This window comes from Micromonospora orduensis, assembly GCF_006228125.1.
Classification (GTDB): Bacteria; Actinomycetota; Actinomycetes; order Mycobacteriales; family Micromonosporaceae; genus Micromonospora; species Micromonospora orduensis.
Map to the genome: position 1 here is coordinate 1 of NZ_VDFY01000140.1, position 18,095 is coordinate 18,095.

Genomic DNA, 18,095 nt, shown 5'->3' on the forward strand with positions numbered 1-18,095 from the left:
GGGGCGGCACCCGCCGGGTAGCCTCCCCCCATGGCGGACTCCTCCACCCAGTCGATCATCATCGGCGCGTCACCGGACCTGGTGGCGGCGGTCATCTGCGACTTCCCGCGCTACCCGGAGTGGACCGAGGCGGTGCGCCGGGTCGAGGTCGTCGAGGAGTACGAGGACGGCTACGCCAGCCAGGTGCGGTTCACCATCGACGCCGGGGTGATGGCCGACGAGTACGTCCTGGCCTACGAGTACGCCGAGGACCTGTCCCGGATCGAGTGGCACCTGGTCGCGCCGTCGAAGATGCAGAAGAGTCAGCGCGGTTCGTACGACCTGGTGGGTAACCCGGACGGAAGCACCACGGTGACCTACACCCTTGAGGTCGAGCTGTCCGTGGGCATGCTCGGCATGTTCCGGCGCAAGGCCGAAAAAATGATCATGGACACCGCGTTGAAGCAGCTCAAGCGCCGGGTAGAAGCATCCGGTGCGGCGCAGTGACGCGTCCGGCAGGGCGGAGGAGCCGAGGTTGAGCGGCACGGATCCGGGTTCGGCCCGGCAAGAGGCGGAGCGGCTGGTCGCCACCCTGCTCGCGGGGGCGCGACTGGCCGCCGCCGGGTCGGCGGGGGGTGCGTCCGGCCCGCTCGGTGGCCTGCTGGCAGGTGTCCTCGGTCACAGTGGCACCTCCGGCGACCGCCCCGGCGGGCCCGGAGGTTTCGCCACCGGTTCGGCGGAGTGCTGCGTCTGTCCGGTCTGTCGGGGAATCGCCGCGTTGCGTGACCCGAGTCCGGAATTCGCCGAACGGCTCGCCACCGGCGCCGGTGACCTCGCGGCAGGTGTGGCCAGCCTGCTGCGCGCGTTCTCCCCGCCGGAGCCGCCGCCGGCGAACACCTCCGACTCCGCCGCGCCGACCCGGCCGGCACCCGCCCCGACCAGCGACGGCGCGGCCCTGCGACCCGAGCCGACCGACCGGCTGTCCGACGCCGCCGACGATCACGTGTGGCGCGATGCCACCCGCACCGGGCATGATTCTCAGCCGGCGCCGGAGCGGGATGTCTGGTCGGCCGCCACCCGGACGGCGGACCCACTCGCCCCGCCCACCGCACCACCCGTCGACGACGCCGGGGCGGTGGCCGCACCGGCGCCGACCAACCGACCCGTGGTGCCCGCGTCGCGGGTGCCCGACGACGCCGGCGCGGACGCACCGGGCGACGAGGCCTGACCGCGGGACATCCCGACCCGGACCGACGTTCCGTCGGCGCGCGGGTCGGACAGCACAGCAGAGGGGGGCGGCAGCGGTGACGCTGACCATCGGAGTCGACGTCGGTGGCACGAAGGTGGCCGGCGGTGTCGTGGACGACACCGGCACGGTCCTCGTGCAGACCCGACGGGACACTCCCGCCGATGACGTCGGCAAGACCCGCGACGTCATCATCGAGCTGGTCGGCGAGCTCGCTGCCGGGCGGACGATCGAGGCCGTCGGGATCGGCGCGGCCGGCTGGATCGACGCCACCCGCTCCACCGTGCTCTTCGCCCCGAACCTCGCCTGGCGGGACGAGCCGCTGCGCGAGTACGTCAGCGCCGCGGTGGGTCTGCCGGTCATCGTCGAGAACGACGCAAACGTCGCCGCCTGGGCGGAGTTCCGCTACGGCGCGGCCCGGGACGCCGACGACTCCATGATCATGTTCACCATCGGCACCGGCGTCGGCGGCGGCATCGTCCTCGGCGGCGAGCTGATGCGCGGCGCGCACGGCGTGGCCGCGGAACTGGGCCACATGCTGGCCGTGCCGGACGGGCACCAGTGCGGCTGCGGACGGCTGGGCTGCATCGAGCAGTACGCAAGCGGCAGTGCCCTGGTCCGTTTCGCCCGCGCCGGCGCCCGACAGGAACCGAACCGGGCGAGCGCGCTGCTGGAGTTGGCCGGTGGCGAGGCCGAGGCGATCACCGGTCACATGGTGACCGCCGCCGCGCAGGGTGGCGACCCGGTCTCCGCCGAGGCGTTCGCGCAGATCGGCCGGTGGTTGGGCACCAGCCTCGCCGACATGGCGCAGATCCTCGACCCGCAGACCCTGGTGGTAGGCGGCGGTGTGGTCGAGGCCGGTGACCTGCTGCTCGGCCCGACCCGCCGCTCGTACCTCGACGCGCTGGCGCAGCGCGGCCGCCTGCCGGTGGCCGAGGTGCTCCCCGCCGAGCTGGGTAACAGCGCCGGGGTGATCGGCGCCGCCGACCTGGCCCGCCGGATCTGAGGCGGGGCACCGATGGGCGAGGCTGGCGGCGTACCGCTGCGTGTGGTGTCGTACAACATCCACAGCCAGCGCGACGACACGGCCGCGCTGGCGGCTGTGGTCCGGGCCGCGCGGCCGGACGTGGTGATCGTGCAGGAGGGGCCGCGCCGGTTCCGGTGGCGGCAGAAGTCCGCCACGCTTGCCGAGTCGTTCGGCCTGGTGGTGGCCGCCGGTGGGCTGCCCGCGTTGGGCAACCTGCTGCTGACCAGCCTGCGCGTCCAGGTGGTAGGCACCCGCTGCCAGCGGTTCCCGTTGACCCCCGGTCGGCACCTGCGCGGCGCCGCGTACGCCGACTGCCGGGTCGCGGGCGCCCGGTTCACCCTCGCCGGCTCGCACCTGTCCACCGACCCGGCGGAGCGTCAGGCGCAGGCCGCCGAGCTCAAGCGCGGGCTGGACGCGGCGACCGGTCCGGTGCTGGTCGGCGCGGACCTCAACGAGGGTCCGGACGGTCCGGCGTGGGCCACCGTGGCGCGCGGGCTGACCGACGCCGCGGTGGCGGCCGACGCGGCGGACCGGCTCACCTACTCCTGCGCCGACCCGCGTCGGCGCATCGACGCGCTCTTCGTCGACCCGCGGATCACCGTGGTCGACTACGACGTGGTGGACACTCCGCAGACCCGGCGGGCCAGCGACCACTTCCCGGTCCTGGTCGACCTGCTGCTGCCCACCACCGGCTGACCCCCACCGGCCCGGGACCCGCCGACCGGTCCGCGCCGGCGCTGGACATCCGGCTCCGATGTGGAGAGGATTTCGCGGCGACCGGCACGCGTGCCGCACAAAAGGAGATGTCCCGGTGTCCACCTCCACCGACCACGGCCGGCCCGACCCGTCCGCGCAGGGCCGCGACGCCGCCCCGGTCTCCGACCGGGGCGACACGGTCTGCGTCATCGGGGCCGGGGCCAGCGGCCTGACGGCCATCAAGAATCTGCGCGAGCACGGGTTCGGCGTGGACTGCTACGAGCGGGAGACCGGCGTCGGCGGCGCCTGGAACTGGCGCCACGACCGCAGCCCGGTGTACGCCAGCACCCACCTGCTGTCGTCGAAGCCGTTCACCCAGTTCCCCGACTTCCCGATGCCGGACTCGTGGCCGGACTACCCGCACCACAGCCAGCTGCTCTCCTACTTCGAGCGGTACGCCGACCACTTCGACCTGCGATCGCACATCTGGTTCGGCACCGAGGTGGTCCGGGTCGAGCCCGCCGAGGGGGACCGCTGGGACGTGACGACCCGCTCCACCGGCGGGTACGGTCCGGAGCGCACGTCCCGGTACGCCGCCGTGCTGATCGCCAACGGCCACAACTGGTCGCCGAAGCTGCCGCGCTACGAGGGCCTCGAAGAGTTCCGTGGCGAGATCATGCACGCGTCGTCCTACAAGGACCCGGCGCAGCTGCGCGGCAAGCGGGTGCTGGTGGTCGGCGCCGGCAACACCGGCTGCGACATCGCCGTCGAGGCCGCCCAGCAGGCGTCGCGCTGCTGGCACTCCAGCCGGCGCGGCTACTGGTACGCCCCGAAGTACGTGTTCGGCCGCCCGGCCGACCAGGTAAACGACGCGCTGCTGGCGCTGCGGGTGCCGTTGCGGGTGCGGCAGTGGCTCTACCACTGGACGCTGCGCCTGACCGTCGGTGACCTGACCCGCTTCGGCCTGCCCAAGCCCGACCACCGGGTGTACGAGACGCACCCCATCGCGAACAGCCAGCTCGTCTACTACGTGGGCCACGGCGCCATCGGCCCGGTCCCGGACGTCGCCCGGTTCCATCCGTACGCGGTGGAGCTGACCGACGGCCGTGAGATCGACCCCGAGGTGGTCATCTTCGCCACCGGTTACCTGCCGCGGTTCGAGTTCCTCGGCGCGTCGGTGTTCGCCGACAGCGCCGGCGCGGGCCGGCCCACGCTGTGGCTCAACGCGTTCACCCCGGGCCATCCGACGTTGGCGGTGGCCGGTCTGTTGCAGCCGGACTCCGGGATGTTCACCCTGGCGCACTGGCAGACGGTGCTCTTCGCGCGGGTGTTGCAGGCCCGCCGGGATCGCCCGGAGCGTGCCGCGGCGTTCGCGCAGCGGGTGCGGGAGCGGGCCGGCGAGCGGTACTCCGGTCAGGTCAAGGAGAGCAGCCGGCACTGGTTCGAGGTCGGCCACGCCGACTATCTGCGCGCTGTCCAGCGCGCCCTGCTTGATCTGGAGGCCAAGTGAGCGCGAGGAGTGAGCTTGCGAGCCCCGCAGTCGCGAACAGAAGGTGGCACAAGTGAGCGAGCTGCGGATCATGCGGGGTCGGGAGTGGGCCCGACCGGTCCGACCGGCGCGGCGTGAGGTGCTCAGCGCCGTACCCGAGGTGGAGGAGGGGCGGCCGCCGCTGCTCTTCGTCCCCGGTTTCGGTCACGGCGCGTGGGCGTTCGCCGAGCACTGGTTGGGGCACGCGGCGTCGCGGGGGTTCCCGGCGTTCGCGATGAGTCTGCGCGGGCACGGCGCCAGCGAGCCGGCGCCGGAGGCGACGTTGCGGGCGTACGCCCACGATGTGGTCCAGGTGGCGGCGGGCCTGCCGCGTCAGGCGGTGCTGGTGGGGCACGGCGCCGGGGCGCTGGTCGTGGCGCACGCGTTGGCGCGTTACCCGGCGCGGGGCGCGGTGCTGGTGGCACCGGTCTTCGGCGGCTGGGGGGTGCTGGGGGCGGCGCTGCGCCGCAACCCGGCCGGGACGCTGCCGGCGGTGTTCGGTGGGCCGCTGCGCCTCAACCGGGGGCAGTTGTTCAGCCGGGAGCTGCCCGACGAGGAGGCCCGGCGGTATGTCGGTCGGCTCGGTCGGGCCGGCCGGCGGGCGCAGTGGGCCCTGCTGGGCGAGCCGGCGGCCGAACCGGCCGTGGGCGCGCCGCCGGTGCTGGTGATGGGCAGCCCGGACGACCGGGTGGTGCCGTCGTCGACGTTGACCCGGGTGGCCCGCCGGTACGGTTCGGCGCCGCTGCTCTTCCCCGGCATGGGGCACGACCTGATGCTGGACGCGCGGTGGGTGGAGCCGATCGACGCGATCCTGGACTGGTTGGAGAAGGAACCCGCCGCGCACTGAGCTGGCGGCCGATGGCCGGTCAGCCGCCGCTGTGGTGCGCGGCCGGGGTGGCCCGGGTCGCCGGGCGGGGCACCCGGACCGCGTCGTCGGTGCTGGTCAGGAGGCTGACCAGGGCGCCGGTCTCGTCCAGGGCGCTGAGGTAGGAGCGCGCCCAGGCCCGGATGTCGTGCTCGTGCAGGTGGGCGCGCATCGCCCGCATCCGTTCGGTGACGTCGGCCGGGCTGGCCCGCAGCGCCGCGCGCAGGCCCTGCTTGAGCCCCTCCAGGTCGTGCGGGTTGACCAGGTACGCCTGGGACAGTTCCGCGGCAGTGCCGGCGAACTCGCTGAGCAGCAGCGCGCCGTCGTCGTCCACCCGGGCGGCGACGTACTCCTTGGCGACCAGGTTCATCCCGTCGCGCAGCGGGGTCACCGCCATCACGTCGGCGACCCGGTAGAGCGCGGCCAGCTCGGCCCGGTCGAAGGGCTGGGTGAGGTAGTGGATGGCCGGTTCGCCGACCCGGCCGAACTCGCCGTTGATCCGGCCGACCTCACGCTCGATCCGTTCGCGCAGGATCTGGTACTGGCCGACGCGTTCCCGGCTCGGCATGGCGACCTGCACGAGCACGGTGTCGCGGACCTTGACGTCGCCGCTGGCCAGCAGCTCGCTGTACGCCTTGAGTCGCTGCTCGATGCCCTTGGTGTAGTCCATCCGGTCGACGCTGAGGATGACCTGTCGGGGATCGCCGAGGTCCTGGCGGAGTCGGCGGGCCCGGGCGGCGACGGCGGGGCGGGAGGCGAGCGCGGCCATCTCGGCGGTGTCGATGGAGACCGGGAACGCGCCGATGCGCACCACCCGGTCGTCGATGCCGATCCGCCGGTCGGTGGCCGGCAGCTCCAGGACCCTCGTCACGAGCTGGGCGAAGTTGTGCGCCGCCTGGATCCGCTGGAAGCCGACCAGGTCGGCGCCGAGCATCCCACGTAGCAGTTCGGCGCGCCGGGGCAGCTGCATGAACAGCTCCGGCGGTGGGAACGGCACGTGCAGGAAGAACCCGATGCGCAGATCCGGCCGGAGCGCCCGCAACTGGCCGGGGACCAGGTGCAGGTGGTAGTCCTGCACCCAGACGACCGCGCCCTGCTCGGCCACCTCGGCGGTCGCCTCGGCGAAGCGCTGGTTGACCCGCTGGTACGCCTCCCACCACCGGCGGTGGTGCTGCGGTTGTTCGACGGCGTCGTGGTAGAGGGGCCAGAGGGTGGCGTTGGCGAATCCCTCGTAGTGGTCGCGGAGGTCGTCCTGGCTGAGCGCGACGGCGTGCATGCGGACGCCGTCCACGTCGGGCAGGGTGGGGGCCGGCCCGGTGCCGCCGGCCCAGCCGACCCAGGTCGCCGGGGTGTGCTTCAGCAGTGGGTGCAGCGCGCTGACCAGGCCCCCTGGGCTGCGTCGCCACTCGCAGGCCCCGTCGGGTGCCTGGTTGTCGTCGATGGGGAGGCGGTTGGCCACCACCACGAGGGAACTCTGTCGCATCTCGGGCATTCCGATCAGCAGAGGACTGACCGCCACGAGCAGGGGAAACCGGTCAGTCAGCGGGGGAAGTGACGTACAGCGGTATTCCTACTGACAGTAAGTTACACCACTGTTACACCCCGGGCGGGGCGGCGTCGTCCCGCGATGCGGGCCGGAGGTCAGACGACGGCGCCGTTGTCCGGGTCGTCCTCGTCCTCGTCGCCGGGGCGCAGCCGCCAGATCAGCGTGACGAAACCGGCCAGGATGCCGGTGAACCCGAACAGGGTGACCGCCGAGCGGTCCACCGGGACCAGCGACGGGAAGAGGAAGAGCACGAACCCGACGACGACCGCGAGGATGCCCACCACCGCGTACTTGGAGATCCGGGGCAGCGGCGGCGGGGGCGGCGGGTGGTAACCCTCATCGTCTTCGTCGTCGGGCAGGTCGGCGCCGAACGTGTCCAGCCCGTCGAGCAGCGACGGCTCGTCCGGACGGGTGCCCCGCCCGACCGAGATGCCGGAGATGTCGGTGGCGGACGGCAGCCGGCGGACGTCGGTGGCCGTAGGACCGGCCTCGTCGACGCCGGAACGGGCCAGGGGGCCGGCCGCCGGCTCGTCCCGCGTGTCCGGCTCGTCCACGTTCTCCGAGGCCGGCCACGGGTGTTCACCGACTGTCGACGTGGTGTGGAAACCGGCCACGATCCGTGCCCACTCGGCGTCGATGTCCGGTTCGTCACGCGCCGGGGGCTGCTCCGGGGACGTCTCGTCGGCGAGCTGGGTCAGATAGTCCCGGGCGGTGGTCAGGTGCGAACGGTCGACGTACAGCCGGTCGACCGGACGGGCCGGAACGGTGGTGGTGCGGGTGATCGGGTTGAGATCGGCCGAGGGTTGCAGGTACGCGGCGATGCCTCCGGCGGCCAGCACGTCAAGCAGGTGCTCACCGACGCGCGGATCGACGTCGCCGACGACGGCGTACTCGCTCGCGTCGAGCCCGTTGTCCCGCCGTCCCCGGCGGGCCCCACCCGCTGACACCCGGACATCCTCCTCAACACGCCTTCCGGCGCGGCCACCCTGCCCCCTCGACGCCCGTACGCACGCCGTGCTCTGAATCGTGACACGTCGGGGGTCGGTTCCGGGAGTGCGTTGTGTCGCGTCTTCCAAAGTCACGGCCGCCGTCGCAGGTCGCGGCGGTGCTCCGATGTCCGTTCTTGCGCGACACGTGCGATCTCGATGATCGTTTGGTGCCGGGTCCGCCAGGGGTCGAGATGGGGGGATTCGCGGCGGGCCCACTGGTCCTGATCACGGTGTCCGTTCTCGCCGCCTCCTGGCCGCGGTCGCCGCCGGTAGTGGTGAGCGTCCGTCCGTTGTGGTGAGAGCGCTCGCTTCGTAGGCTCGTCGGCGACGGCGGCGCTCCCGGGCACGGCGCTGTCGCGGGGCACACCACGGGAAGGGACGCCGGTGCTCTACTGGCTGCTGAAGTACGTTCTCCTCGGTCCGCTGCTCAAGCTGATCTTCCGCCCGCAGGTGGAGGGCCTGCACCACGTGCCCACGACCGGCCCGGTGATCCTGGCCAGCAACCACCTCTCCTTCTCCGACTCGATCTTCACGCCGTTGATCATTTCGCGGAGGGTCACCTTCGTGGCCAAGGCCGAGTACTTCACCGGCAAGGGCATCAAGGGCTGGCTCACCAGGATGTTCTTCGTGGGCACCGGCACCATTCCGGTGGACCGCTCCGGCGGTCGGGCCGCCCGCGCCGCGCTCGACACCCAGCTGCAGGTGTTGCGCGCCGGGGGAGTGGCCGGCATCTACCCCGAGGGCACCCGATCCCCGGACGGGCGGCTCTACCGGGGCAAGACCGGGGTGGCCCGGCTCGCCCTGGAGAGCGGCGCCGTGGTGGTGCCGGTGGCGATGCTCAACGCCGACGAGATCCAGCCGCCCGGCAAGCTCATCCCCAGGATCGACCGGGTGCGGATCCGCTTCGGCGCGCCGCTGGACTTCTCCCGCTACGCGGGGATGGCCGGCGACCGGTTCGTCGAACGGGCGGTCACCGACGAGAGCATGTACGAGTTGATGGAACTCTCCGGCCGCGAGTACGTCGACGTCTACGCGCAGAAGCTCAAACTGGTGGCCGCCTGAGCCGGGTCAACAGGCCACGGCCGGCCCGGCCGGGCTGATCGGCCGGCCCGCGAGCGCCAGCAGGCCGGGAGCGTCGTTGCGCAGCGCGAAGGTGCGGACCTCGGCGCGGGGCGCCCGGGCCGCCGCCGGGTCACCGGCACGGGTCAGCTCCGACGCCGCCAGCGCCAGCGCCAGTAGCCGGTCACTGACGTCGGGGATCCGCCCGTACGTCTCGGCGGCGGCCAGGTGCAGCTCGGCCGCCCGCCGGTGGTCGCCGTCGGCCGCCGCCAGCGCGGCCGTCACGGTCCGCAGCGCCGCCTCCGACCAGGGCGTGCGATGCCCGACCCGGCCCAGCATCGCCCGGACCCGCACGGCCGTGTCCCGGCCGGCCAGTGCGGCGGCGTACGCGGCTGCCGCGATCCACTCCCCGCTGGCCAGGGCCGGCACCGCCGACCAGGACCGGTCCAACTCGTCGATCAGCTCCGCCGCCTCGTCGGCGCGACCCTGCAACGCCCGGCACAGCGCGGCCATGCCCACCATCGTCCAGCGCAGCCGGTGGAACCCGCTGCGCCGCGCGGTGTCCAGGGCGTCGCCCAGGTCGTCCGGGTCCTCGTCGTCGCGCAGCACCAGCAGGCAGCAGCGCAGACCCCGCACCTGCATGTCCCAACTGCCGGTCGGCGTGTCCACGAACGCCTCCGCGGCGGTGAGCAGCCGACCGAAGTCGCCCTCGAACCAGGCGCGCATCGCCTCCGCCGAGTAGCTGGTGGTCAACGTCTGGCCGCTGGCCGTCCGCGCCGGCGCGGCCGAGAGCAGAGCGTCCGAGCGCAGCCAGTCGCCCTCCTCCCGGATCGCCCAGGCGAGGTTCTGGGTGGCGCGGGGCAGCGCCAGCAACTGACCGGCCCGGCTGAACTCCACTATCGCGTGCAACTCGTCCAGGCCGACCCGGTCCCCGGCCTGGTAGCGGGCGGTCGCGGCGGTGATCCGCGCGTTGGTGCGGGTCTCGGTCAGGCCCAGCCGCTCGGCGATCTCCGCGGCGATCTCGGCCGCCGCGACGGCCGCGTCCCGCTCGTAGTTGAGCATGTGCAGCCGGCCCAGCTCCGCGTATGCGTCCGCCTTCTGCGGGGTGTCCGGCAGCGACTCGAACAGCTGCACGGCACGGTCCAGGCAAACCAGGGCGTCGGCCCGGTCGGCGCGCAGCCAGGCGGCCTGGCCGAGCAGCGTCCACGCCCGGGCCGCGCACGCGTCGTCGCCGTGCGCCGACAGCCGCCCGGCCAGCGCGTGCACCTGCTCCGGCCCGCCGCCGGAGAGGAACGCGTTGCCGTCGCGGTAGAACGAGATCTCGGTGCTCAGCAGCTCCAGTTGGAGCCGGCCGACCGGGTCGCTGTCGTCGGCCAGGCCGAGCGCCCGGCCCGCGTGGGCGGCCGCCGCGTCCAGCCCGTGCAGGGCGTACGCCCGGCGGGCCGCGCGGTGCAGCGCCTGCCGGGCCGGCGCGGCGTACCGGCGGACCTCCATGCCGAGGGAGCGGGCGATCTCGTGCGCCGCCCAGCGGTGGTGCGCGAGCACCTCGGCCAGGTCGGTGTCCCGGCTGTGCGACAACGCGTCGAGCCAGTCCGCGGCCCGTTCGTGCCGGGCCACCCGCTCGGTACGCGGCAGCCGCTGATAGCAGACGTCGCGCACCAGCACGTGCCGGAACCGGAACTCCGCCTGCCCGGCCATCGTCGAGGCGGCCTGCTCGTGCACGAAGTCGCGCTGCTCCAGCCGGCGCAGCGAGCGCTCGACCGACTCGACCTGCTGGCCGAGGGCGGCGGCCACCGCGCCGGGCCAGAACTGCACCCCGACCACCGAGGCGGCCAGCAGCACCGCCCGGTCCTTCGCGTCGAGCAGGTCCACCCGGTTGGCGATCACCGCGTGCACGCTCTCCGGCATGGTCAGTTCGAGATGCTTGTCCAGTGACCAGCCCCGCCCGGACTGGCGCAGCGCGCCCTGCTCGATGAGCATCCGGACGTACTCGTGGGCGTAGAGCGGGTTGCCGCCGGCCACCTCGATGAGCGGGCTCAACATGTCGGCGGAGAACGCCGCCTGGCCGAACAGGTGCGCGTACAGCGCGGCGATCCCGGTGTCCCGCAGCGGCGGCAGGGTGATCGTCACCGAGCCGGTGATGGTGCCGGCCCAGCTCGGGTCGCGGTCGACCAACTCCGGACGGGCGGTGCACAGCAGCAGCAACGGCACCTCGCGGGCCGCCGACCCGAGCAGCTCCACGAAACGCAGCATGGCGTCGTCGGCCCAGTGCAGGTCCTCGAAGACCAGCACGGTGGGGCGGCGGGCGGCCAGGGCCAGCAGGAAACGCCGCCACGCCGACTCCGCCTCCTCGGCCGGCAGCGGCGTGCCGGGCAACCCGACCAGCGGGCGCAGCGCGTCGACCACCCGGTCCCGTTCGCCCGCGCCGATCAGCTCACCGACGGCGGCGGCCAGCCGCTGCGCCGCGCTGGTGGCCGGGTCGGTGTCCAGGATGCCGGCCTCGGACTTCACGATGTCGGCCAGCGCGGCGTACGTGACGTTCTCCCCGAACGGCGGGCAGCGCCCGATGCGCCAGGTCAACGGCTCGTCGACGAGGCGGCCCGTGTGCCGGTACAACTCGCGCAGCAGACGGCTCTTGCCGATGCCGGCCCGACCGAAGATCGTCACCACCTGCGGCAGCCGGTCCCGCAGAGACCGGTGCAGGGCGTTGACAAGCATGCCCAGCTCGTGTTCCCGGTCGACCAGCGGCGTGGTGTCCGGTTCCCGGTCGGTGGGCTGACGCCGCAGCGGGGACAGGGCGAGCCACACCTCGGTCGGCGAGGACCTGCCGCGCAGGGTGACCGGCGGCTGCTCCTCGTACCGGATCGCGTCCTTGGTCAACGCGTGCGTGGTGCCGCACACCAGCACCCCGCCCGGCGGCGCGACGGACTGCATCCGGGAGGCGGTGTTCACCACGTCCCCGGCCACGATCGCCTGCCCGCCGTCGCGGGCGGCGGCCACGTCGACGAGCGCCTCGCCGGTGGCCACCCCCACCCGGAACCGCAGCTCGGTGCTGCCGGTCGGCGCGAACCGGGTGAGCACCCGTTGCAGCTCCAGCCCGGCCCGTACGCAGCGCAGCGCGTCCGTCTCGGTGGCGATCGGCGCGCCGAAGAGCGCCATCACCGCGTCGCCGATGTACTTCTCCACCACCCCGCCGTACTGGCCGACGACCCGTCGTGCGGTGGAGAAGAACCCGGTCTGCATGCCACGGACCTGCTCCGGGTCGGCCCGCTCGACGTACGGCGTGAAGTCGATCAGGTCGACGAACAGGACGCTGACGCGGCGGCGGTCCTCCTGCGGGGTGACCGCGGCGGGCCGGTCCGCGCCCGGCCGGGGCGACCCGCACGAGGTGCAGAACGTGACGTCGGAGGCGAGCGGACGCAGACAGTGCGGGCAGACCGCACCCAGCTCGGCGCCGCAGCCACCGCAGAAGCGGTCGCCGTCGGCGGCCGTCCGTCCACAGCGCTCACACTGCGCGGCGATGACACCCTCCACTGGCGGAACTGGTCGACGCCCACCGGCGTCGCCTGGTAGGAGTATCGCCGCCGGCGAACCTGTCAGGTACCGGCCTGTTGGCTTGTGGACAGTCCACCGGGGCGGATGCGGACTACATTCAGTCAGCCACATGTCGATCAGCGACCAGAGGGGGACAGGTCAATGGTGTACGTCAAGTTGGAGAGCGACTGGACCGACGGCAACGGGGTCAGCCACTCCGCGGGCGAGTCGGTGGACGTCGACGCCGCCACGCTCGCCACGCTCCAGGCCGAGGGCATCGTCAGCGAGCAGTCCCACGGCCCGGGCGGCGACGGCAAGGGCCCGGACAAGTGGGCCGGCCCGGGCAGCTCCGGGGTCTGATCCAACGTTCAGTGACGCGCACGACGCGGCCGGGTCGCCCACGGGGGCCCGGCCGCGTCGTGCGCGTACCTGTGGATCAGCGGTCGTTCATGCCGGCGCGTCGGCGCAGCGCGGCCACGTCGGTCACCACGATCCGACGGCCCTCGGTGCGCAGCCAGCCACGGCTGGCGAACGACCCGATCGCCTGGTTGACGCTCTGCCGGGAGCCGCCGGCCATCTCGGCCAGCTGACTCTGGTTGAGCTCGATCGTGATCATCGGGGCCTGGCTCTCGCCGGCCAACCGGACCAGCGTCTTGGCCACCCGGCCGGGCAGGTCGAGGAAGACGTGGTCGGCGTTCTGCTCGGTGAGCCGGCGGATCAGGCCGCCCAGCGAGCGCATCACCGCGTCCAGGATGCGGGGGTTGGAGTGCACCAGCTCCATGAACGCCCCCCGGGAGAGCGCGAGCGCCGCGCAGTCCTCGATGGCCTCGGCCGAGGCGGACCGGGTGGACGCGTCGAGCAGGGAGACCTCGCCGAGCACGTCGGGCGGACGGATAACCGACAGCACGGCCCGTTCGCCGGTCGGCGCGGTACGGAAGACGGCGACCGCGCCGCGGCGCAGAACGATAAGCGACTCGCCCGGATCGTTCTCGACGAAGAGCAGTTGCCCCTTGCGGTAGGTGCGCGGAACGGCGGCGGCGATGACGCGCTGCCGCACCTCGGGCTCCAACCCGGCGAACATCTCGACACCCGTGAGCGCGTCACCCGGCTCCGGCAGGCGCATCTCCACGGTCCAACCCCTCCCCGGTCATGGACCACAAACTCGCTCACCGGGCGAACCTGATGGCCCTGACGAGGTGAACTGACACCGGTTCGGCGTCCGGTAGCGGTACACATCAGATCATGACGGTCCGGTCGCTTGCTGTACACCCCTCAAAGCACTTCCGTGACCGTCGCCAGCTGCGGCGTACCCTCTCGTCGCCGGCCTCCGGCGGACTGGCGGTGGGCCCCGCCGGGCACCGCCGCGAGGCGGTGGGCGAGGATGGCCGGAATGGTCTACCGCTACTTCTACGACTGCGAGTTCATCGAGGACGGCCGGCTCATCGACCTCGTGTCGATTGGTGTCGTCGACGAGTACGGCCGCGAGTTCTACGCGGTCTCCACCGAGTACGACGATTCCCGTGCCGTGCCCTGGGTGCGGCGCAACGTGCTGGACAAGCTGCCCTCGCCGGCCGACCGGGCCTGGCGTTCGCGCGAGCGCATCCGCGACGACCTGTACGACTTCCTCATGGAGCCGATCCGGGACCGGCCGGGGGAGCAGTTGGAGTTGTGGGCCTGGTACGCCGCGTACGACCACGTGGTGCTCGCCCAGCTCTGGGGCGCGATGCCGGCGCTGCCCCGGGAGATCCCCCGGTTCACCAAGGAGCTGCGCCAGCTCTGGGACGACCGTGGCCGGCCGACCCTGCCGGACGCCGACGCGGCCCGGCACGACGCCCTGGTCGACGCCCGGCACAACCTGGCCCGCTGGCGGGCGATGACGTCCCGCTGACAGTCGTCGTACCTTTGCAGGTTTGACCGGTTCTGTCCCGGGCATCGGTTCGACCAGTCGAGCCGAGGGAGACTGCCATGAGCAAGGAGCCGACCAACGCCACCGAGGCCCGCGCCCGGGTCACCGAGTTGGTCCGGGACGCGCGGATCTGCATGCTCACCACTATCGCCCTGGACGGGCGGCAGGTGAGCCGGCCGATGGGGCTTCAGGAGGCCGACTTCGACGGGGACCTCTGGTTCTTCGCCTCCGCCGACTCGGCGAAGGTCCGCCAGATCCGGGTGAACCCGGAGGTCAACGTCTCGTTCTCGGACCAGCGGCACAACGTCTGGGTGTCGGTCTCGGGGACCGCCAGCGACGAGTTCGACAGGGCCCGCGCCGAGCGGATGTGGAACCCGCTGCTCATGACGTGGTTCCCGGACGGGCTGGACACCCCCGGCCTGACGTTGCTCAAGGTGCACGCCAGCTCCGCCGAGTACTGGGACTCGCCGAGCAGCAGCGTCGTCAACCTCCTGGGGTTCGCCAAGGCCGCCGTCACCGGTCAGCCGCCGGAGGTCGGCGAGAACCACGAGGTGAGCTACTGACCCGCCGCCGTCCCGGGGCGCGCTGTCATCGCACAGGCAGGCCGACTACAGTGCGCAGTGACGGCCCGCCCCGGGCCGGCAACGGCGCCGATGGTCTGACCTGACACATATCCTGGGGCAAATCGGGCTTTACCCTGATGCTTCAGGAGGATGAGCGGATCATGCGTATCGGCGTGCTCACCGGCGGCGGCGACTGCCCAGGTCTCAACGCGGTCATCCGGGCGGTGGTCCGCAAGGGCGTCGCCACCTACGGTCACGAGTTCGTGGGCTTCCGGGACGGTTGGAAGGGCCCGCTCGAGGGTCTGTCCCGTCCGCTGGACATCGCGGACGTCCGGGGCATCCTGCCCCGCGGCGGCACGATCCTCGGCTCGTCCCGCACCAACCCGTTCAAGATCGAGAACGGCGTCGAGCGGATCAAGGACAACCTCGCCGAGCAGGGCGTGGACGCGCTGATCGCGATCGGCGGCGAGGACACCCTCGGCGTCGCCACCAAGCTCTACGAGCTGGGCGTGCACGTGGTCGGCGTGCCGAAGACGATCGACAACGACCTGGGCGCCACCGACTACACCTTCGGCTTCGACACCGCGGTCAACATCGCGATGGAGGCCATCGACCGGCTGCACACCACCGCGGAGAGCCACCACCGCACCCTGGTCGTCGAGGTGATGGGCCGGCACGCCGGCTGGATCGCCCTGCACGCCGGCCTGGCCGGTGGCGCCAACGTCATCCTGCTGCCGGAGCGGCAGTTCGACGTCGACCAGGTGGCCGGCTACGTCGAGAAGCGCTTCCAGCACCAGTACGCCCCGATCGTCGTGGTCGCCGAGGGCGCCCAGCCGCTGGACGGCCAAATGGTGCTCGCCAACCAGGAGCTCGACTCGTTCGGCCACGTCCGCCTCGGCGGCATCGGCCAGTGGCTGGCCGAGCAGTTGGAGGCCAAGACCGGCAAGGAGGCCCGCACCGTGGTGCTGGGTCACATCCAGCGCGGCGGCACCCCGACCGCCTTCGACCGGGTGCTCGCCACCCGCCTGGGCCTGCAGGCCATCGACGCGGTCAACGACGGCGACTGGGGCAAGATGGTCGCGATGCAGAGCACCGACATCGTCCGGGTGCCCCTCGCCGAGGCCACCCGCGAGCTGAAGACCGTGCCGCTGGAGCGGTACGCCGAGGCAGAGGTCTTCTTCGGCAGCTGATCGACGGTAGGGCGGCGCGGCGGGCCTGCGGGTCCGCCGCGACCCGACGCGAGGGGGTACGGCCCAGATGTCACCCGGGGTGCACACGGTCGCGGTGATCGGCGCGGGCAAGATCGGCGAGTTGATGCTCTCCGGGCTGCTGCGCTCGGGATGGCCGGTGGACCGGCTGCTGGCCACCGCCCGCCGGCCGGCGCGGGCCGAGGAGCTGACCGCCCGCTACGGCGTACGGGTGGTCGACAACCTGACCGCCGTCGACGAGGCGGCTGTGCTCGCGGTGTCGGTGAAACCGCAGGACGCCGCCGCGCTGCTTGACGAGATCGGCCCCAAGGTGCCGGCCGACAAACTCGTCATCTCCCTCTGCGCCGGGCTGCCCACCAGCTTCTTCAACCGCCGGCTGCCCGAGGGCACCCCGGTGGTCCGGGTCATGACCAACACTCCCGCGCTTGTCGACGAGGCGATGACCGCGATCTCCGCCGGCGCGTACGCCACCGGGGCGCACCTGGCGTTGGCCGAGGAGATGTTCAAGCCCCTCGGGCAGACCATCCGGGTGCCCGAGTCGCAGCAGGACGCGGTCACCGCGCTCTCCGGTTCCGGCCCGGCCTACTTCTACCTGCTGGTCGAAGCCATGATCGACGCGGGGATCCTGCTCGGGCTGCCCCGGCAGGTGGCGCACGAGCTGATCGTGCAGACCGCCATCGGCTCCGCGGTGATGCTGCGTGACTCCGGCGAGCACCCGGTCAAGTTGCGCGAGGCGGTCACCTCGCCGGCCGGCACCACCATCTCCGCGATCCGGGAGTTGGAGAAGCACGGCGTCCGGGCGGCGCTGCTCGCCGCGCTGGAGGCTGCCCGGGACCGCGCCCGGGAGTTGGCCGCCCAGTCCGACTGACCGTTGCGGGCACGTCGCGGAGCCGGGCGTGCCGCATACTGGCGCGGTGTTCACACTCGCCCAGGCCCGGCACCTGGTAGCCACCCTCCAGCCGCGGGTCGATGAGCTGATCCGGGTCCGCGCCGACCTCGCCGAGTTGCGCGTCGACCTGGCCGATCACGGCGTCAGCGCGCTCGGCGGCCTGGCCGAGGTCAAGGGGCTGGAGGCGCGGTTGCACGCCGTCGTCGACGAGCTGCACCAGCACGACATCCAGGTCAAGGGCATCGCGCCGGTGCTGCTCGACTTCCCCGGTGAACGGGCCGGCCGGGCCGTGCTCTGGTGCTGGCTGGAGGGCGACTCCGACGTGCGCTGGTACCACCGGGCCGAGTGCGGCTTCGCCGGCCGCCGCCCGATCTGACCGGGCTGGTCACCTCTCGGCCACCGCGAAGACCACCAGGTTCTCGGTGTAGTGCCCGCGTCGCCTGTCGAAGTCGCCTCCGCAGGTGACCAGGCGCAGCTCCGCGCCGGGCGTCGGCCCGTAGACCGCCGCCGTGGGGAAACGGTCCTTGCCGGTCCGCAGCGACCCGGTCACCCGGAACGACAACCGCTGCCCGCCGCGCCACACCAGCACCCGGTCGCCGGGCCGCAGCTCGCCGAGCCGGGCGAACACCGCCGGGCCGCGCCGCGAGTCCAGATGCCCGGCGAGCACGGCCGGACCGGTGTCGCCGGGGGCCGGTCCACCGCCGTACCAGCCGGCGGTGTCGAAGTCGTCGGGCGGGACCAGCGCGCCCGCGCGGTCCAGGCCCAGCACGGTGAGCGGGGAGTCGACGCCGATGCGCGGCACGCGTACCCGGGTGGGTGGACCCTGTGGCGCGGACGCGGCGGCCACCGACGGGCAGTCGTCGACGCAGCCGGGGTGCCAGCTCGCCCCGGGAGGCGGTGGACCGGTGCCGGCCAGCCCGACCCCGGTGCCGGCGGCCAGGCAGACGGCCGCGCCGGCCGCGACGAGCGCGGCCAGCGGCACCCGCCGGTCGCGGTGCCGCCGGATCGACAGGCCCGGCCCGGCGCTCACCAGGTGGTGCGCCGCCACCGGCGCCAGAAC

18 protein-coding genes are annotated in these 18,095 nt (G+C 72.9%); 13 read left to right on the forward strand and 5 right to left on the reverse strand.

Annotated features, from left to right (window positions below; genetic code table 11):
• Positions 1-30 precede the first annotated feature (30 nt).
• From FHG89_RS12115 to FHG89_RS12140, 6 genes are all read left to right on the forward strand, one after another.
• Complete coding sequence (locus FHG89_RS12115; protein WP_139584483.1) at positions 31-486, forward strand: SRPBCC family protein; 456 nt, start codon at positions 31-33, stop codon at positions 484-486.
• 28 nt (positions 487-514) lie between these two features.
• Positions 515-1,207 carry a hypothetical protein gene (locus tag FHG89_RS12120; protein ID WP_139584484.1) on the forward strand — a complete coding sequence of 231 codons (693 nt, stop codon included), beginning with the start codon at positions 515-517 and terminating at the stop codon, positions 1,205-1,207.
• Between the two features lie 76 nt (positions 1,208-1,283).
• Complete coding sequence (locus tag FHG89_RS12125) at positions 1,284-2,231, forward strand: ROK family glucokinase (RefSeq protein ID WP_139584485.1); 948 nt, start codon at positions 1,284-1,286, stop codon at positions 2,229-2,231.
• Between the two features lie 12 nt (positions 2,232-2,243).
• Positions 2,244-2,948: an endonuclease/exonuclease/phosphatase family protein gene (locus tag FHG89_RS12130; RefSeq protein WP_139584486.1), complete on the forward strand. Its 705-nt coding sequence runs from the start codon at positions 2,244-2,246 to the stop codon at positions 2,946-2,948.
• Positions 2,949-3,063: 115 nt separating this feature from the next.
• Positions 3,064-4,458, forward strand: a complete 1,395-nt coding sequence (locus FHG89_RS12135) for a flavin-containing monooxygenase (RefSeq protein WP_139584487.1) — start codon at positions 3,064-3,066, stop codon at positions 4,456-4,458.
• 70 nt (positions 4,459-4,528) lie between these two features.
• A complete protein-coding gene (locus FHG89_RS12140; protein ID WP_139584496.1) occupies positions 4,529-5,323 on the forward strand; it encodes an alpha/beta hydrolase in 795 nt (264 codons plus the stop codon).
• A gap of 19 nt (positions 5,324-5,342) precedes the next feature.
• Here FHG89_RS12140 and FHG89_RS12145 read toward each other — a convergent pair whose 3' ends face one another.
• Positions 5,343-6,824 carry an alpha,alpha-trehalose-phosphate synthase (UDP-forming) gene (locus FHG89_RS12145; RefSeq protein ID WP_244295390.1) on the reverse strand — a complete coding sequence of 494 codons (1,482 nt, stop codon included), beginning with the start codon at positions 6,822-6,824 and terminating at the stop codon, positions 5,343-5,345.
• Positions 6,825-6,982: 158 nt separating this feature from the next.
• Complete coding sequence (locus FHG89_RS12150; RefSeq protein WP_139584489.1) at positions 6,983-7,834, reverse strand: DUF308 domain-containing protein; 852 nt, start codon at positions 7,832-7,834, stop codon at positions 6,983-6,985.
• 426 nt (positions 7,835-8,260) lie between these two features.
• Between FHG89_RS12150 and FHG89_RS12155 the strand changes: the two genes are divergently transcribed.
• On the forward strand, positions 8,261-8,938 hold the full coding sequence (locus FHG89_RS12155) for a lysophospholipid acyltransferase family protein (protein ID WP_139584490.1): 678 nt from the start codon (positions 8,261-8,263) through the stop codon (positions 8,936-8,938).
• Positions 8,939-8,944: 6 nt separating this feature from the next.
• Here the strand turns inward: FHG89_RS12155 and FHG89_RS12160 are convergent, their stop codons facing one another.
• Positions 8,945-12,469 carry an adenylate/guanylate cyclase domain-containing protein gene (locus tag FHG89_RS12160; RefSeq protein WP_139584491.1) on the reverse strand — a complete coding sequence of 1,175 codons (3,525 nt, stop codon included), beginning with the start codon at positions 12,467-12,469 and terminating at the stop codon, positions 8,945-8,947.
• Between the two features lie 162 nt (positions 12,470-12,631).
• Between FHG89_RS12160 and FHG89_RS12165 the strand changes: the two genes are divergently transcribed.
• Positions 12,632-12,829, forward strand: a complete 198-nt coding sequence (locus FHG89_RS12165) for a hypothetical protein (RefSeq protein ID WP_139584492.1) — start codon at positions 12,632-12,634, stop codon at positions 12,827-12,829.
• 76 nt (positions 12,830-12,905) lie between these two features.
• On the opposite strand, the gene FHG89_RS12170 is transcribed toward FHG89_RS12165, so the two are convergent.
• Positions 12,906-13,598 (reverse strand): Crp/Fnr family transcriptional regulator, encoded by a 693-nt coding sequence (locus tag FHG89_RS12170; protein WP_007463121.1) that lies wholly within the window; start codon positions 13,596-13,598, stop codon positions 12,906-12,908.
• 261 nt (positions 13,599-13,859) lie between these two features.
• On the opposite strand from FHG89_RS12170, the gene FHG89_RS12175 reads away from it, so the two are divergent.
• From FHG89_RS12175 to FHG89_RS12195, 5 genes are all read left to right on the forward strand, one after another.
• Positions 13,860-14,357, forward strand: a complete 498-nt coding sequence (locus FHG89_RS12175; protein ID WP_139584497.1) for a polyadenylate-specific 3'-exoribonuclease AS — start codon at positions 13,860-13,862, stop codon at positions 14,355-14,357.
• 77 nt (positions 14,358-14,434) lie between these two features.
• On the forward strand, positions 14,435-14,938 hold the full coding sequence (locus tag FHG89_RS12180; RefSeq protein WP_139584493.1) for a pyridoxamine 5'-phosphate oxidase family protein: 504 nt from the start codon (positions 14,435-14,437) through the stop codon (positions 14,936-14,938).
• Between the two features lie 161 nt (positions 14,939-15,099).
• The gene (locus FHG89_RS12185; RefSeq protein WP_139584498.1) at positions 15,100-16,128 is read left to right on the forward strand and encodes a 6-phosphofructokinase; all 1,029 of its coding nucleotides are present in this window, start codon (positions 15,100-15,102) and stop codon (positions 16,126-16,128) included.
• Between the two features lie 67 nt (positions 16,129-16,195).
• Entirely contained in the window at positions 16,196-17,014 is an 819-nt protein-coding gene (proC, locus tag FHG89_RS12190; RefSeq protein WP_139584494.1) for a pyrroline-5-carboxylate reductase, read from the forward strand.
• 46 nt (positions 17,015-17,060) lie between these two features.
• On the forward strand, positions 17,061-17,411 hold the full coding sequence (locus FHG89_RS12195; protein WP_139584495.1) for a DUF2203 domain-containing protein: 351 nt from the start codon (positions 17,061-17,063) through the stop codon (positions 17,409-17,411).
• Between the two features lie 9 nt (positions 17,412-17,420).
• Here FHG89_RS12195 and FHG89_RS12200 read toward each other — a convergent pair.
• On the reverse strand, positions 17,421-18,095 hold a 675-nt coding region (locus FHG89_RS12200), incomplete at its 5' end, for a class F sortase (RefSeq protein ID WP_244295391.1).